Annotated in this window: 18 protein-coding genes and 1 tRNA gene; 12 read left to right on the forward strand and 7 right to left on the reverse strand. The window is 33.3% G+C overall.

What is annotated here, in order from left to right:
• Nucleotides 1-65: 65 nt before the first annotated feature.
• The 4 genes from BC962_RS14580 to BC962_RS14595 form a co-directional block, all read right to left on the reverse strand.
• Entirely contained in the window at nt 66-2378 is a 2313-nt protein-coding gene (locus BC962_RS14580; RefSeq protein ID WP_121346759.1) for a M1 family metallopeptidase, read from the reverse strand.
• Nucleotides 2379-2443: 65 nt separating this feature from the next.
• Entirely contained in the window at nt 2444-2944 is a 501-nt protein-coding gene (locus tag BC962_RS14585) for a DUF6702 family protein (protein WP_121346760.1), read from the reverse strand.
• A 192-nt stretch (nt 2945-3136) separates the two neighbouring features.
• A complete protein-coding gene (locus BC962_RS14590; RefSeq protein ID WP_121346761.1) occupies nt 3137-3964 on the reverse strand; it encodes a hypothetical protein in 828 nt (275 codons plus the stop codon).
• A gap of 19 nt (nt 3965-3983) precedes the next feature.
• On the reverse strand, nt 3984-4796 hold the full coding sequence (locus BC962_RS14595) for a hypothetical protein (RefSeq protein WP_121346762.1): 813 nt from the start codon (nt 4794-4796) through the stop codon (nt 3984-3986).
• A gap of 106 nt (nt 4797-4902) precedes the next feature.
• On the opposite strand from BC962_RS14595, the gene pepE reads away from it, so the two are divergent.
• Nucleotides 4903-5610 carry a dipeptidase PepE gene (pepE, locus tag BC962_RS14600; protein ID WP_121346763.1) on the forward strand — a complete coding sequence of 236 codons (708 nt, stop codon included), beginning with the start codon at nt 4903-4905 and terminating at the stop codon, nt 5608-5610.
• A 1-nt stretch (nt 5611) separates the two neighbouring features.
• The gene (locus BC962_RS14605) at nt 5612-6526 is read left to right on the forward strand and encodes a glutaminase (protein ID WP_121346764.1); all 915 of its coding nucleotides are present in this window, start codon (nt 5612-5614) and stop codon (nt 6524-6526) included.
• Nucleotides 6527-6586: 60 nt separating this feature from the next.
• On the opposite strand, the gene BC962_RS14610 is transcribed toward BC962_RS14605, so the two are convergent.
• Together BC962_RS14610 and BC962_RS14615 are read right to left on the reverse strand one after the other, a co-directional pair.
• Nucleotides 6587-6659: transfer RNA gene (locus BC962_RS14610), tRNA-Gly, on the reverse strand.
• Nucleotides 6660-6706: 47 nt separating this feature from the next.
• Nucleotides 6707-7132, reverse strand: a complete 426-nt coding sequence (locus tag BC962_RS14615) for a GNAT family N-acetyltransferase (RefSeq protein ID WP_245984230.1) — start codon at nt 7130-7132, stop codon at nt 6707-6709.
• 64 nt (nt 7133-7196) lie between these two features.
• Between BC962_RS14615 and BC962_RS14620 the strand changes: the two genes are divergently transcribed.
• The 4 genes from BC962_RS14620 to BC962_RS14635 are packed head-to-tail and all read left to right on the forward strand — an operon-like array spanning nt 7197 to nt 10182.
• Complete coding sequence (locus tag BC962_RS14620) at nt 7197-7748, forward strand: ClpP family protease (RefSeq protein ID WP_121346765.1); 552 nt, start codon at nt 7197-7199, stop codon at nt 7746-7748.
• Nucleotides 7749-7753: 5 nt separating this feature from the next.
• Nucleotides 7754-8044 (forward strand): GNAT family N-acetyltransferase, encoded by a 291-nt coding sequence (locus BC962_RS14625; protein ID WP_121346766.1) that lies wholly within the window; start codon nt 7754-7756, stop codon nt 8042-8044.
• A gap of 9 nt (nt 8045-8053) precedes the next feature.
• The gene (locus BC962_RS14630) at nt 8054-8527 is read left to right on the forward strand and encodes a GNAT family N-acetyltransferase (protein WP_121346767.1); all 474 of its coding nucleotides are present in this window, start codon (nt 8054-8056) and stop codon (nt 8525-8527) included.
• The gene (locus BC962_RS14635) at nt 8524-10182 is read left to right on the forward strand and encodes a L,D-transpeptidase family protein (protein WP_121346768.1); all 1659 of its coding nucleotides are present in this window, start codon (nt 8524-8526) and stop codon (nt 10180-10182) included. The genes BC962_RS14630 and BC962_RS14635 overlap by 4 nt, the downstream gene beginning before the upstream one ends.
• Here the strand turns inward: BC962_RS14635 and BC962_RS14640 are convergent.
• Nucleotides 10172-10909, reverse strand: a complete 738-nt coding sequence (locus tag BC962_RS14640; protein ID WP_121346769.1) for a murein L,D-transpeptidase catalytic domain family protein — start codon at nt 10907-10909, stop codon at nt 10172-10174. The two genes, BC962_RS14635 and BC962_RS14640, sit on opposite strands and share 11 nt — an antisense overlap.
• A gap of 416 nt (nt 10910-11325) precedes the next feature.
• Here BC962_RS14640 and gpmI point away from each other — a divergent pair, with 416 nt between their 5' ends.
• From gpmI to BC962_RS14670, 6 genes are all read left to right on the forward strand, one after another.
• Nucleotides 11326-12843 (forward strand): 2,3-bisphosphoglycerate-independent phosphoglycerate mutase, encoded by a 1518-nt coding sequence (gene gpmI / locus BC962_RS14645; protein ID WP_121346770.1) that lies wholly within the window; start codon nt 11326-11328, stop codon nt 12841-12843.
• Between the two features lie 15 nt (nt 12844-12858).
• Nucleotides 12859-13455: a thioredoxin family protein gene (locus BC962_RS14650; protein ID WP_121346771.1), complete on the forward strand. Its 597-nt coding sequence runs from the start codon at nt 12859-12861 to the stop codon at nt 13453-13455.
• 67 nt (nt 13456-13522) lie between these two features.
• Nucleotides 13523-13954: a BT0820 family HAD-type phosphatase gene (locus BC962_RS14655; protein ID WP_121346772.1), complete on the forward strand. Its 432-nt coding sequence runs from the start codon at nt 13523-13525 to the stop codon at nt 13952-13954.
• On the forward strand, nt 13951-14766 hold the full coding sequence (map, locus tag BC962_RS14660; protein ID WP_121346773.1) for a type I methionyl aminopeptidase: 816 nt from the start codon (nt 13951-13953) through the stop codon (nt 14764-14766). The genes BC962_RS14655 and map overlap by 4 nt, the downstream gene beginning before the upstream one ends.
• Entirely contained in the window at nt 14759-15322 is a 564-nt protein-coding gene (locus BC962_RS14665) for an NUMOD4 domain-containing protein (RefSeq protein WP_121346774.1), read from the forward strand. The genes map and BC962_RS14665 overlap by 8 nt, the downstream gene beginning before the upstream one ends.
• A complete protein-coding gene (locus BC962_RS14670; RefSeq protein WP_121346775.1) occupies nt 15319-16086 on the forward strand; it encodes a class I SAM-dependent methyltransferase in 768 nt (255 codons plus the stop codon). The genes BC962_RS14665 and BC962_RS14670 overlap by 4 nt, the downstream gene beginning before the upstream one ends.
• Nucleotides 16087-16090: the final 4 nt, after the last annotated feature.

Raw genomic sequence — 16090 nt, forward strand, 5'->3', positions numbered from 1 at the left:
TCACAATATATATTAAAAAAAGAAGCCGACTCGTTAAAGTCGGCTTAATTTATTTTTCTGAAAGATTACTCTCCAGTTTCTTTCTTGAACTGCTCAAATTTGCTCTCTTTAGCTTCTTGAGGCCAGCTGTTGTTATCTAAATTAACATCTGCAGTTTCCATATTAGGATCTACAACTACTTTAGTGATTTCCTTATCACTTGCTATCGCTTTACTAACTTCAGAATCGTTCTTTCTCCAAACTTGCACCGGGTAAGTTACGTTTTTAGTGGTTCCATCTGCATAGGTGAATTCAACTATTAAAGGCATTACCAAGCCACCAGGCTTATTAAAAGTGATCTCATAGAAATATTTAGGAGACTTCATTTTTGCACGCTCTTCAGCAGAAAAATTATCCATCAAATATGCTTGTAATTTTGGAGCATTCTCTAAAACGCTCTTAGATTTCATGTCTTCAGAAAATTCTTCACTTCCCTCTTCTACAACATATACAAAATCCATACTTTCTGGATCTGTTACTCCATAACGTTCCAACATTGCTAATCCATCTTTGGTAGCTTTATCTGTTACAAAGTATTTCTTCACATCTTTAACTCCTATATCTACATAGTCTGTACCATAGAACCATCCTCTCCAAAACCAATCTAGATCTACACCAGAAGCGTCTTCCATAGTTCTAAAGAAATCCTCTGGAGTTGGGTGTTTAAACATCCAACGTTGTGCATAGGTTTTAAAAGAAAAGTCAAAAAGTTCGTGTCCCATAACAGTTTCTCTCAAAATATTAAGAGCTGTTGCGGGCTTTCCATATGCGTTATTTCCTAATTGGAATACATTTTCTGGATTAGACATAATAGGCGCAATATACTTTTGATCTCCTTTCATATAAGGAACAATCTTGCTTGGAATACCTCTTCTAGATGGATAAGCAGTTTCAGGTGAAATTGCTGCAGGATATTCTTTTCCAAAATCTTGTTCAGCTAAATATTGCATAAAAGTATCTAAACCTTCATCCATCCATCCCCACTGGCGCTCATCTGAGTTCACGATCATTGGAAAAAAGTTGTGTCCAACTTCGTGAATAATAACACTGATCATTCCAAACTTAACTCTTTCACTATAGCTACCATCTTCTTCTGGGCGGCCATAATTCCAACAGATCATTGGATATTCCATCCCTTGATTTTTAGCATGGATAGATATTGCTTTGTGGTAAGGATACTGAAAAGTATGCTTAGAATAAGAAGTTAAAGTAGTTGCTACTGCTCTTGTAGAATACTCTTCCCATAAAGGATTTCCTTCTTTAGGATACATAGAAACAGCCATTACATCTTTTCCCATAACATCCACGTTCATCATGTCTACTACAAATTTTCTTGAAGTAGAGAATGCAAAATCTCTAACCATAGTAGCCTTAAGCTTCCATGTTTTCTTTTTGTCTGAAAATTGTTTTTCAGCAGCTTCAGCTTCAGCCTGAGTAACAATAATTACTGGCTTATCATAAGATTTTTTAGCTTGCTCATACCTTTTCATCATGTCTTTGGTATAAACATCTTTTCTATTCTGAATTTCTCCAGTTCCATCTAATATGTGATCTGCAGGAACAGTTATATTCACTTCATAGTTACCAAATGGAAGTGCGAACTCTCCATTCCCCCAGAATTGCATATTTTGCCATCCTTCAACATCATTGTAAACTGCCATTCTTGGAAAGAATTGAGCAATTACATAAACATTGTTTCCATCCTTCGGAAAGTGCTCATATCCAGATCTTGCTCTATCTGTTACGTGATTATTTACATTATACCACCATTTAATAGAAAAAGAAGTGCTTTCTCCGGCCTTTAACGGCTGTGGTAAATCTACTCTCATCATGGTAAAATTGATAGTATGAGCAAGTGCTTTCCCATCTTTAGTTACAGATTCAATATTAAAACCACCATCAAAAGGTTCGTCTAAAAATTGACTTGCAAAAGTTCCAGGTTGATTAACTGCAGATATACCACTACCGTTCTTCTCTAATGCTACAGAGTTCTTGGTACGGATATTCTGATCTAACTGCACCCATAAATATTCTAAATCGTCTGGGGAATTATTATGATAAGTAATTGTTTCTACACCTGTAAGCTTCTGAGTTTTGTCATCTAACTCAATATCCATTTTATAGTCTGCTTGATTTTGGTAATAAGCAGAACCTGGCGCTCCTGAAGCAGTTCTATATTGATTAGGAGTTGAAAACTCCTCGTAAAGTTGTCTAAATTGATTTTGATTTGTGTGGCCCATTTCCTTTACTTCTTCCTTAGGAGTCTCAGTTTCCTGAGCATACATTCCAGTAGAAAGAACTACGAAAAATACCAACATGGCAGATTTAAATTTTCTCATTTGTTCTTTGTTGATTTTTAATGTTGCTAAAATTAAGTATTAAATAAAGCTGTACAATCAATTGGTTAAAATTTTAACAAATCTTCTTGTTTCGCTTTGGTAAAGATTAAACTTTTAGTGATTTCTTTATAGGTAACATGCACCAGATTCTTTTGTTCTATAAACATATCTGTTAGTAATGCATTTTTTACCTCGATGCTCTTAAACGACGTGACTTTTGGGACTTCTAAATATAGTAATACCATATCATCCTCATATTCCTTTCCCAGATAATTTACCTCCACGTTTTTTCCATCTAATTGAATTTCAATTTTCTTTTTCAGATATGTTTTAATATAATTAGCAGCTTCAGGACTTTCATTGCTTTTGCCTAAACGCATAGTTGAGTCATATCTAGTTTGAAGAAGGTCTTCCAAATCATCTATAAATACCCGGGAAATAATTTGAAGACTTTGCGTTTTCTCATTGTATTCAATTTCGGTAACACTCACATAAAATTTATGCGCTACAGAAAAAGACATTAACATAAAACCACAAATTAGGGGTAATAAAAATTTGATTCTCATAAAATATTAAAAATTAAAGGAACTAATTAAAGTCGCTTAATAAGCATATATGTATACCAAAAGCAATAAATGTTCCAAAATGAGGAGTTGTTTTTTAAATAAATTTTAAAAACAACTGATAATAAGCAGTTTAAGAAAAATAGTATATAAGCGAATTGAGAAAATTGGCAAGGCTGTCCTAATTGAAAATCACTAATCCAGTCCTAGTTTTCTTTTATTATACGTTTTACTTTGTTCTAACAAAAACTCGATCAAGGAAAGCTGATTTTTCGATTTCACCAAGATCACTCCCAAACCATTATCATTGGCAAAATAAATAAAATCATCTATAAAATCCTTTTTAATCGCTAGGGTTACGGTAAAGAATTTTTCGTCAAAAAGCTCACGTAAATGCGCTATTACATCACTATTGTTTTTATATTTATTAAAATCTAGTTTTATCTCAGGTGGTTTTGGATCTGGAAGTATAGGGCTAAGTAATAATCCAATAATTCCTAATACATCACCACCAGGAAGACCTGGTCGCTGGCCTAAAGCTAGATTTAAAGGAGCCTTTTGAGGATCGTTTATGTCCGATTCGAAAATCATGTTGTTTATATCCCCAATAGAGAAATTTACCGGCAAATCCCGCACAATTGGAATTTGGGCGATATCTGTATTTATATTTCCAGTAAGAGTTATATTACTAATATTTACTTCAGCAAGAACATTTAGATCTTCTTCTAATTCAATATTTAAAACCCCCGTTTTGATCATTTCTGAAGTAATTCGTATCGTTACATTCTTATATTGAATGGAGGAAAATAAAAGTTCATCATTTTCTCTTACCAAAATCTGATAAGATCCAGAATCTGAATTCACAGTTCCAGTTTGTTGGGTAGAATTTATAATATGAATGGAAGCTTCTTCCAAAAAAGGTGCGGAAACAATTCCGCGAAGCTGAGTGTTTTCTTGACCGAATGAAGGGGAAACCGTAAATAATAGTAGGGTAATTACTTTTAGATAAGTTTCTTTTCTCATATTAATATTTAGATGCTAATTAATTTTTGTTCAATTGCTTTTTATATTTTTTACTCTGTTCCATTAAAAAATCAATAAGATCTAATTCATTTCCCTTTCTTAACATTTCCTCATCGAGGCCATTTCTGTCTGCATATAAAATAAAATCTGGGATGTTATCTAGATCGATATTAAAATTGTCTTTAAAAAACCTATCGTTATATAATTGTCTTAATTCAACATCAATTTCTTTGTAAGAATTAGAATATGGATTGGAAATATCATTTTTCTTATTAGATATTAATAAAACTTTGAAAAGATTAACAAAATTGATGCCATTTACCAATTTTGTTTGATTAAATGCCAAAGCTTGATTTTTAGGAGCTTTTCCAAAATTTGCCACATTTTCTACATTTGCATATTCTCCATCAGGAATCCCTATTTTAATATTAACTGGCATTTGGATCACTTCTAACTCCTCTACATCTGCATTTAAATTTCCAGTAAGATCGTAAGGAGAAACTAACACTTCTGGAAGTCTATTTACAAGTTCATTTACATAGATATTTAATTTTTTGCTTTCCAAAACTCTCTTATCTATAACAATAAGAAATTCCTGAAATTGAACAGCAAACACTTTTATACTATCGTTTTCAGCTACATCAATTAGAAATTCCCCATTAGAATTGGAAATCGTTCCTTCCTGAGAATTCAAATTAAAAATACTTATTCCTTGAGGATCTTCTCCTACTGGAACTTCAATAGTGCCACTTATCTTTATTCTATCATTGGTCTGGGCATAGCTAAAATGCACAATAAGAAACGCAACTAATAGGTAGGTAAGCTTTTTCATAGAAATGTTTTGTTTAAAGAAACAATTTAAGATGAAATAAATATAACAAGCTTTACTTAAACTTTGGTTAAAGCTTCACAATACTTAAATTTACAAAAATTCGTGAATGAAAAATGCCATACTAGCAAGTACTTCTACCTTGCACGGACAACAATATCTTTCTTATCTACTACCAGAAATAGCGAAGTTATTTAAAGGTTGTAGCGAAATAATTTTTATTCCCTTTGCAAGACCCGGAGGGATCACCCATGAAGAATACACCTCTTTAGCGAAAAAAGCTTTGCAATCTATATCTATAAATGTAAAGGGATTACACGAATTTGAAGATAAAGAGCAAGCTCTAAAAGAAGCTCAGGGCCTATTTACAGGTGGAGGTAATACTTTTTTATTGGTAGATAAATTACATCGGAATAATTTAATGATGCCATTAAGAGAACAAATATTAAAAGGAACTCCTTATTTAGGAAGCAGTGCAGGAACTAATATTGGTGGTCTCACCATGCAAACCACCAATGACATGCCTATAATATATCCGCCTAGTTTTAAAACCTTAGGTATTGTTCCCTTCAATATAAATCCTCACTATCTAGATCCAGACCTCCATTCCAAACACAAAGGTGAAACTCGTGAAACTAGAATTAAAGAATTTCACACATTAAATACGCAACCTGTTGTTGGACTTAGAGAAGGAAGTTGGTTAGAAATTAAAGATAACGACATTACTTTAAGAGGAACTCTCTCTGCAAGGATCTTTACAGTTGGAAAAGAGCCAATAGAACTAGCCTCTAACACCAAGCTTACCTCAATTATTTAAGATGGATTATCAAAAAATACTAAATACCATTCATGAAGATATAAGCTACCACAATGCTATTGGTAAGGTGGCGGCATATATCCCTGAATTAGCTAAAGTAGATCCAAAAAAATTCGGGATGCATCTATATTGTAGAGATTCTGAGCATTATTCATTTGGAGATAGCCAAGAGAAATTTTCTATACAGAGTATTTCGAAGGTTTTCACTCTAACTATGGCAATGCAGATCTTAGGAGAGTCTTTATGGGAGCGTGTAGATGTAGAACCCTCTGGAGATCCATTTAATTCATTAACACAGTTAGAATATGAACAAGGTGTACCTAGAAACCCTTTTATTAATGCGGGAGCACTAGTAATAGCAGATATTTTGGTGTCTAATTTAGAAGATCCAAAAAAAGATCTTTTAGAATTTGTAAGGAAACTTACAGGTAATAATGAAATAAATTACGATCTAAAAGTTGCAGAATCTGAAAAGTCTACCGGATATAGAAATTACGGATTAGTAAATTATATGAAGGCTTTAGGAAACATAAAAAATGATGTAGAACCTATCTTAGATTTTTATTTCCATCAATGTTCACTAGCGATGTCTTGTGAAGAGCTTGCAAAAGCATTTATGATCTTTGCAAACGAAGGAAAATTATTAGATACCGAAGAAAAGATCATTTCTAAGAAACGCGTTAAACGTATAAATGCTTTAATGCAAACATGTGGGTTTTATGATGAAGCAGGAGAATTTAGTTTTGAAGTTGGCTTACCTGGAAAAAGTGGCGTTGGAGGAGGCATAGTTGCTATTCATCCTTCTCAATATTCTGTTGCCGTATGGAGTCCTCTTTTAAACCCGAAAGGAAATTCTGAATTAGGAATGGCAGCATTAGAAAAACTTACTACTCTTACTGGATTTTCTATTTTTTAAAGGCTTCAAAATAAGTATTATACAAAAGAAAAAACCTCCCTATAATAGGAAGGTTTTTTGAGCGAAAGACCGGGTTCGAACCGGCGACATTCAGCTTGGAAGGCTGACGCTCTACCAACTGAGCTACTTTCGCAAGACGGTACAAATATAATCCTTAAACTTTTCAACTTCCAAAAAAAATTACAGCTTTTTTAAAAAATGATATCCCTTAATTACATAGTCTAAATTCATATAAAATTTATGAGACTTAAAGTTCTGAACGTAAGAGTTTAACTCCTGCATCTCACATCCTTTCCCTCTTGCATATTCAAAGATATATTCAAATATTTCTCTACCAAAACCTCTATTTTGGTATTTAGGTTTCACAAAAACGTGATCTGCTTCGCAAGATTTACCTGCATAATGACGAGTCATGAACCAAAGTCCAAAAGTACCTATAACTTCTTCATTTAAATAAATAGCAAAGCATTCATAATTCTGCTCGAACATTTCATTCATTCTGGATTTCAATAATGATTCTTCTGTTTGATATTCAGACAATTCCATTATTAACGGAATAACCAAATCCATATCTTTCTTTAAAATCTTGTTAATTGATAATTCCATCCTACGGTTTTCTGCGAAATTAGTCATAATTTTAGCTTCAATTAAAAAATAGAATAAAACACTCATGAAAAATAAACCTGGAAAAATCCAAGACCTCATAGACGAAAAATTCATAGAGCAACGAAAAATATTTATGTGGGGACAAGTAGATGGCAAATCTGCTAAGCACGTGATAGATAGATTACTTTATTTGGATGCAATTTCAGATAAAGAAATTCAATTGTTCATTAATAGTCCTGGAGGATTTGTTACCGATGGATTTGCAGTTTACGATACTATGAAATCGCTTAGAAGTCCTATTTCTACAATTTGTAGTGGATTAGCAGCCTCTATGGGATCAATTCTCCTTTCTGGAGGTACTAAAGGAAGAAGATTCATTCAGCCACTTGCAAAAGTGATGATCCACCAACCAAGTGGTGGAGCACGTGGCCAAGCTTCTAATATTGAGATCCAAGCTGCAGAAATTTTAAAAATAAAAGACATCAGCGCCAAGATCCTTTCAGAAAATTGTGGTCAGAAAATCGAAAAAGTACTTAAAGATTTCAACCGTGATTACTGGATGGATGCAGATGAATCTATTGCTTACGGTATTGTAGATGGCGTATTTAAACCCTAAATAATATGAGTCAGGAAATAAAACACAAAGAGAACGATACTAGAGGTATGTTCTATATGGAGGATGACAAAGGAATAACTTCTGAACTCACTTACTCAAAGCAAGATAATGGTGTTTTAGTAATAGATCATACTGAAACAAGATCTGAATTGGAAGGAAAGGGTTTAGCATCTATGCTATTACAAAGAAGTGTAGAATATGCTAGAGAGAAAAATTATAAAATTGATCCTCTATGTCCTTTTGCTGAAGTTAAATTTGATGAAATAAAAGAATACAGAGACGTTTTAGCTAGTTAAATCTTTAACATGAGCGCTACCTTCACTATCCGATTAATTTCTGCTAGCGCCACCTATTCGTTGAGAAATGAAGTTTTGAGACCGGGGAGACCTGCAACAGAATGTAAATTCCCAGGCGATGATTCCAAAGGAACATTTCATTTAGGGATTTTTAAGAATGATATAATAATTGGGGTTGCTAGTTTTATGAAAAACAGCAACCCTTTTTTTGAACCCATATCTCAATTTCAACTTAGAGGAATGGCGGTTTTAAGCAAACATAAAGGTTTGGGAATAGGAAGTTTACTTTTAAAAGAAGGAGAATCTAAAATAAAACAAGAAAATCAAGATCCATTTTTATGGTTTAATGCTCGAGTTACTGCCATAGATTTTTATAAAAAACATGGCTACGAGAGTTTTGGGAATAAATTTGAAGTACCAGGTGTTTGTGAGCATATTGTAATGTTCAAACACTTTAAAAGCAAGAAAAAATTAGAAGTATGATTTTATTAAAACTCCTAAATCAGTTTTCTGTAAAAGTTACACTTATTGCGGTACTCACTTTGCTTTTAATGTTTAGCTGTAAAAACAACAATGAAGATACTTCGGAAATAGATCCAATACAGGAAATATCTGAAAACACTCCACTCGGGACTAAAAAATCTATTTCAAAAATTCTCTCCAACCCTCTAGCAGAAGAATTATTTTTAAGCGACTCTGTTAAGAAATTTTATGCTGAAAGAGAAAACTCCTCTGCATGGAGTAATAATGAAATGCGAAAAGATTTTATTGAAATTCTTAAAAACGCTGAAGTTGAAGGTCTATATTTTGCAGATTATCATGGTAAGGAAATTGAAAATATTGAGTCCAGTTTAAACTCTCAAAATAATGATGAAAAAAGTAGGTATGACATTTTGCTTACAGATGCCTACTTTCAATTCGGTAGCCACTTACTAAATGGTAAAACCGATCCACAAAAAATTCATGAGATCTTCGATATCCCAAAAAATCGGGAAAATCTTAGTCTTCTTCTTAAAAACGCATTGGCTCAAAATAATTTAGATCTTGCATTTAATAAGCTAAGGCCTAATCATCCGGTATATAACCAACTCATCACCTCTTTAAAGGTTTATAAAGAAAAGATGTTGGATTCTGATAAATTCCAGGAAATTGATGGCGGAGAAATGATAAAACCTGGAATGCAAGATGTTAGATTACCAAAAATAAAGTTTAGACTCATGGCGCTAGGATATCTAAAAGATATAGATACTTTTAGTAATGATCATTCCCGGCCAGTCCAAGATGCAATTAAACAATTGCAACTAGAGAATGGACTGTTATCTGATGGTATTATTGGAAACAGCACCATTAAATTATTAAATATTGATTATAAAGACAGATACAACCAAATTCTAGCCAATCTTGAACGTTGGCGATGGTATCCTAGAGACCTTGGAGATCATTATATCTTAGTAAATATTGCTAACTATCACTTGGATGTTGTTAAGAACGACGAGCTTGTGAGAAGCCATAAAACAATGGTGGGTACAGATATTAGAAAAACCCCAATCTTTTCAGAAGAAATAAAATATATTGTTTTTAATCCCAATTGGACGATCCCTCCAACCATAAAGACAAAGGATGTGATTCCGGGAGCGAGAAAAGATCCAAATTATCTTAACCGAAAAAAGATAGACGTCTATAGTTCCAATGGTGTAAAGCTGGATCCAAGTGAAGTAGATTGGAATAGTAATAAAGTAAAATCCTATACTTATAGACAAAAACCTGGAAGCTCGAACCCGTTGGGCAAAGTAAAAATTATTTACCCAAACAAACACTTGATCTATTTACACGATACGCCTTCTAAATCTCTTTTTTCACGGAATTCCAGAGCGCAAAGTTCTGGCTGTATTAGAGTAGAACATGTAATGGAACTTGCTGAATATTTATTGAGCGATCAGCCAACCTATAAAACAGAAAAAATTAATGAAATTCTAGAAACTGGAAAGCTGACAGAAGTTAGGGTGCAACAACGAGTGAAGGTGCATCATTTATACTGGACAGCATGGTTAGAAAATGAAAAACCGAGGTTTACAGAAGACATTTATAATTACGACGAAAAGATTATAAAGGAACTAAATAAGGTTTCTAAGCCTTGATCATTTCAGAATCATTTAAATAAGTTTTATCTGCAGAGTGAATATAGATGACCGACTTATTTTTTATAACATCTATAATATCATTATTAAGTGCGGTAGGTAACGCAGGACAACCATAACTTCTTCCCAGTCTTCCCAATTTATTAGCAAAGGAAGGATTTGCATAACTAGCACCGTGAACTACAACATAACGCTCTCTAGCTTTAGAGTTAAACTGTTTTTCCATTCCATCTATAAACATGGAGTAACCGTTCTTACCATAGTAAGTTTCTCCAGTTACATAAAAACCTAACGAACTTTGTAAAGAATTCACTTTATTAGAAAACTTTGTAGCAAATTCGCTTCCCGTATTCTTACCATGAGCTACAACCGTATGGAATAAAACTTTGTTATTAGCCATATCTAAAACCCACATTCTTTTTTTTGTAGAGGAAAGGGTAAAATCTATAATTGTAAGAATGTTTTTATCAAATGCATTTTGTTCGGATAATTTATAGTAACCAATCATTCCATTCTTAAAACTGTCCAAATCTGGAACACTTGCATTATTATCTACAAATTCAGTATATACCTTATTAATTTCTTCTTCAAAAGTTAAGTTTATTTTGACCGTTTCTTTTAATGCAACTGGATTTTCCGTGATGTTAGTTGCATCAAGCGTTTCGGTGGTGGTAAAAGCAAAAGAAAAAGTAAGGAAAGTAAGTACGGTTAGAAATTTATACGACATAAAGAAATTAAAATTATTGAGAATTGTTAATATTTTCCAAACATTATGCCAACTTACAAAAATAAAATCAGAACAAGTCTTTTACCGTGTTTTATTTACTCTTTAGCGATAAAAACATTTAATTGACTTGTATTCAAATAATTAAATTTTACTTTATTGGACACAATAGATATGATAACGACTACTACCCAGTTTTATTTTATGAAATCTTAAAAAAAATTAAGAAAATTTAACGGTTAAAATTTTAAGGTTTTATAATTTCTTATTTCAAAATGATCTCAGGACTATATACCTTAAACTTTTCATTTTTGATGATCTAAAAAATTTAATTAAAGTTTGATTTTAATAAAATATTAATAGGACTATTTTAACAAGCCTACTTATAGTTTATATCTTTACACCCTTACAAGTAACCTATGAACAAGAAAGTACTTCTTATGATTTTGGATGGCTGGGGAATCACTCAGGATCCTAAAGTTTCTGCAATTTCCAAAGCCAACACTCCTTTTATAGACAGTCTATTTAAAAATTATCCAAATGCACAACTTCTTACTCACGGAATGAATGTAGGATTACCAGATGGACAAATGGGTAACAGCGAGGTTGGACATATGAACTTAGGTGCGGGAAGAATTGTTTATCAAGATCTTGCAAAGATAAATTTGGCTGTTCAAAACAACAGCCTAATAAGTGAGCCCGTATTAGAACAAGCCTTTGATTATGCAGTTAAGCACAATAAACCTATTCATTTTATGGGTTTAGTAAGTGATGGTGGCGTACATTCTCATATCAATCATTTAAAAGGTTTATTAAGCGCTGCTGAAGAGTTTGGGGTGAAAGAGAAATACGTTCATGCATTTACAGATGGTCGTGATGTAGATCCAAAGTCTGGCGTGAATTTTATTGCTGAAATTGAAGAACATTTAAAGAAAACGAATAGCAAATTAGCTTCAGTTATAGGAAGATATTTTGCTATGGATAGAGATAAGCGCTGGGAACGAGTTAAGAAAGCATATGATCTTATTGTATCTGGAATAGGCCATAAAACCACCAATGCTGTTGAAGCAATTTCAGAAAGCTATAACAATGGTATTACAGATGAGTTTATAGAGCCAATAGTACTTACTAATGAAGCTGGGCAGCCAGTTGCAACTTTAAAAGATGATGAAGTTGTAATTTTCTTCAACTTTAGAACAGATAGAGGACGACAATTGACACAGGTGCTAACTCAGGAAGATATGCCACAGTTTTCTATGAAGAAAATGCCTTTGTATTATGTTACTTTGACTAAATATGATGATAGTTTTACCAATATAAATATTGTCTTCAAAAAAGAGAATATCAAGACCACGTTAGGGGAAGTATTGGAATATATGGGGAAAACTCAAATTAGAATCGCCGAAACAGAGAAATATCCTCACGTTACCTTTTTCTTTTCAGGCGGAAGAGAAAAACCATTTAAGGGCGAAACACGAATAATGTGCAATTCTCCAAAGGTTGCCACCTATGATCTGCAGCCCGAAATGAGTGCTTATGAAATTAGAGATAAAATTATTCCAGAGCTAAAATCTAGAAAAACAGATTTTATATGTCTTAATTTTGCTAATCCAGATATGGTAGGCCATACCGGGGTTATGGAAGCGGCTGTAAAAGCTTGTGAAGTGGTAGATGAGTGTGCACAAAAAGTAGTAGAAACAGCTATAGATAATGATTATAGCATTTTGTTAATTGCAGATCATGGTAACTGTGAAGTAATGATGAATGCAGATGGGTCACCAAACACTTCCCATACCATCAATCCAGTGCCTGTAATATTAGTAGATAAAGATATAAAATCCATAAAAAATGGTAATTTAGGAGATATAGCTCCGACTATTCTTAAGTTAATGGGAATTACCAAACCAGAATTAATGACCCAAGAACCTTTAATTTAATACAAGTAGAATAATATGAAAATTAGTTTATACCTTTTAGCATTCGCATTTTTGGCAAGTTGTGGTAACGCAAGTAAAACAACAAATACTACCGAATCTACTACAACATCGGCTTCAACTAATAGTTCACCCGAGGTAGCTGTAGAAGTAGAAACTAAATCTAATATGCAACAAGGAATGTTAGTAGGAGAATTTAATAAAGCAGATCTAGAACAAGAAGCGTTTTCTAAATGGTTCAATGATGGATATAATGAATTTAATCCTTCCCCTGAAGCCATGGCTACGATAAAAAAGAATATTTCAGACTATGAGATAGTTGCCTTTATGGGAACTTGGTGTCCAGATAGCAGAAGGGAGACTCCAAAGGTATTCAAGATCTTAGAAGAAGCTGGTTATGATATGTCTAAACTTACTTTTTATGGAGTAAATAGACAAAAGACAACTACAGATAATATTGAAAAAGAATTTGAATTAAATAGAGTTCCAACTGTGATCTTTTTAAAAGATGGAAAAGAAGTAAATCGTTTTGTAGAATATCCAAGAGAATCTATAGAAGAAGATTTTGCTAAAATTGTTTCTGGAGAAGAGTACAAGAACTCCTATGCCAACTAATAAATAGAAGAATATCCCTACAATATTGTGAATTTTATTAACGCATTTTTCTTAGTAATTTTGCAGCATGTATAGTACCAAAACCATTGCTGTAGATTTTGATGGAACTATAGTAGAAAATAGGTACCCGGAAATTGGTAAACCTATCCTTTTTGCAATAGAAACATTACTCCACCTACAGAAAGATGGGCATTTATTGATCCTGTGGACCTATAGGTCTGGTAAAGAATTACGCGAAGCTGTGAAATTCTGCAATCAAAAAGGGATCGATTTTTATGCTGTAAATAAAAGTTACCCCGAAGAGATATACGACGAGTCGCTGAGTAGAAAAATTCAGGCAGACATTTTTATTGATGATAGAAATATTGGCGGACTTCGCGGTTGGGGTGAAATTTATCATGAATTATCCTCCTCCCCAGAGAAAGCAAAGTTTACAAATAAGAAGAAAAAAGAAATATCAGGTAAGCGAATCCTGAATTTTATTAAATCGAAATTATGATTATATCCAAAAGCAAAGAGGAAATTGAATTAATGCGTGAGAGTGCTTTGGTTGTTTCTAGGACATTAGGAATGTTAGCTTCAGAAATAAAACCCGGGATCACCACATTAAAATTAGACAAATTAGCTGAAGAGTATATTAGAGAACAGAATGCCATACCTGGATTCTTAGGTTTGTATGACTTTCCAAATACGTTATGCATGAGCCCTAATGCACAAGTGGTTCATGGAATTCCTAATAATAATCCTTTAGTTGAAGGTGATATTATTTCTATTGATTGTGGAGCCATAAAAAATGGATTTTATGGAGATCATGCTTATACTTTTCCTATTGGCGAGGTTGCAGAGGAAACCAAAAAATTATTACAAGTTACAAAAGAATCACTTTACGAAGGCATCAACGAATTTAGAGCTGGCAAACGAGTTGGTGACGTTGGGTACGCTATTCAAAAATATTGCGAAGATCATGGTTACGGGGTAGTTAGAGAGCTTGTAGGTCATGGTTTAGGTAAAACCATGCACGAGGATCCAGAAATGCCGAATTACGGCAAAAGAGGGCGCGGGAAAAAATTTATTGAAGGAATGGTTGTAGCTATAGAGCCTATGATCAATCTTGGAACAAAAAATATCAATCAGCTTAATGATGGCTGGACAATTCTAACTGCAGATAATAAACCTAGTGCGCATTTTGAACATAATGTAGCATTGGTAGATGGAAAGCCAGAATTGCTTTCTACCTTTAAATATATCTACGAAGCATTAGGAATTACAAGTAACGAAGAAGACAAATTTAGATCTAAAGTTTATGGTTAAGAATTTCCGACAAGAGCAATGGGTAACCTACCACGATGAATCATGGCAGGATAGATTTGTGTATAAAATCTCCAACCATGGAAGAGTAATAAGTTTCGTTAAAAACCCAGAAGGCGAACTTATAAAAGGTGGTAGAACTGCAGGCTATTTATCTTTTGTAGTGAATCTAAAAAATGGAAAAAAGAAGAATTATTATTTCCATAGAATCATCGCCGAGTGTTTTCTTGAAAAGAAAGAAGATGATCTTTTTGTGATCCATAAAAATTATAAGAAACAAGAAAACCAAGTTTCAAACTTAGCATGGACCAATAAAGAAGAATGGACAAAACATCAGTTTGGGAATCCTAATGTAAAGGAGAACAAAATGAAGCGTAAGCTAAGACAAGTAACCTCCTATTCTAAATTAAGCTACTCGCAGGCAGTAATTTTAAAAAAGAAATTATTAGATCCAAATAGAAAAACTAGAATACGCATATTAGCTAAGCAATTTGGAGTTTCTGAAATGCAGCTATACAGAATAAAATCTGGTGAGAACTGGGGTGATATTGAGGTATGATCCAAAAGGCATTTAAATTTTTTCTGAATAAAATTCCACGTCCGTTATTAATTAGAGCCAGTTATTTAATTAGACCGGTGATAGCATTAGGTTTGAGAGGCTCAAAATATACAGATCCTATAGACGGGAAATCCTTTCGTAAGTTTTTACCTTATGGGTACGAGCAACAACGGGAAAATGTACTTTCTCCCTCTACCCTCTCCCTAGAACGTCATCGATTACTGTGGCTATATTTAAAAAATGAAACGGGGCTTTTCACTGAAAAAATTAAGCTTTTACATTTCGCTCCGGAACAGGCTTTTTATAAGCGCTTCCAAAAAATGGAAAATCTAAAGTATACAACTACAGACCTTAATTCCCCCTTAGCAGATGTAAAAGCTGATATTTGCAATTTACCTTTTAAAGATAACTCTTTCAATTTTATACTTTGTAATCATGTTTTGGAGCATATTCCAGATGATACAAAGGCAATGAAAGAACTTTATAGAGTTTTGTCACCGGGTGGGATCGCAATTCTACAGATTCCTCAAGAATTAAACAGAGCTACCACCTTTGAAGATAATTCTATCACCTCCAAAAAGGAAAGAGCAAGGATCTTTGGGCAATATGATCATGTTCGGGTTTATGGGAGAGATTATTTTGATAAGCTAAGAAGTATAGGTTTTAAGGTGAAAGAAGTGGATTATACAAATATGTTGACTCCTTCAGAAATTGACTCATATAGGCTAGCTCCAGGAGAGGTCATTCCAGTTTGCTCAAAGTAAGAAC

It is taken from the genome of Gillisia mitskevichiae (genome assembly GCF_003634585.1).
Classification (GTDB): domain Bacteria; phylum Bacteroidota; class Bacteroidia; order Flavobacteriales; family Flavobacteriaceae; genus Gillisia; species Gillisia mitskevichiae.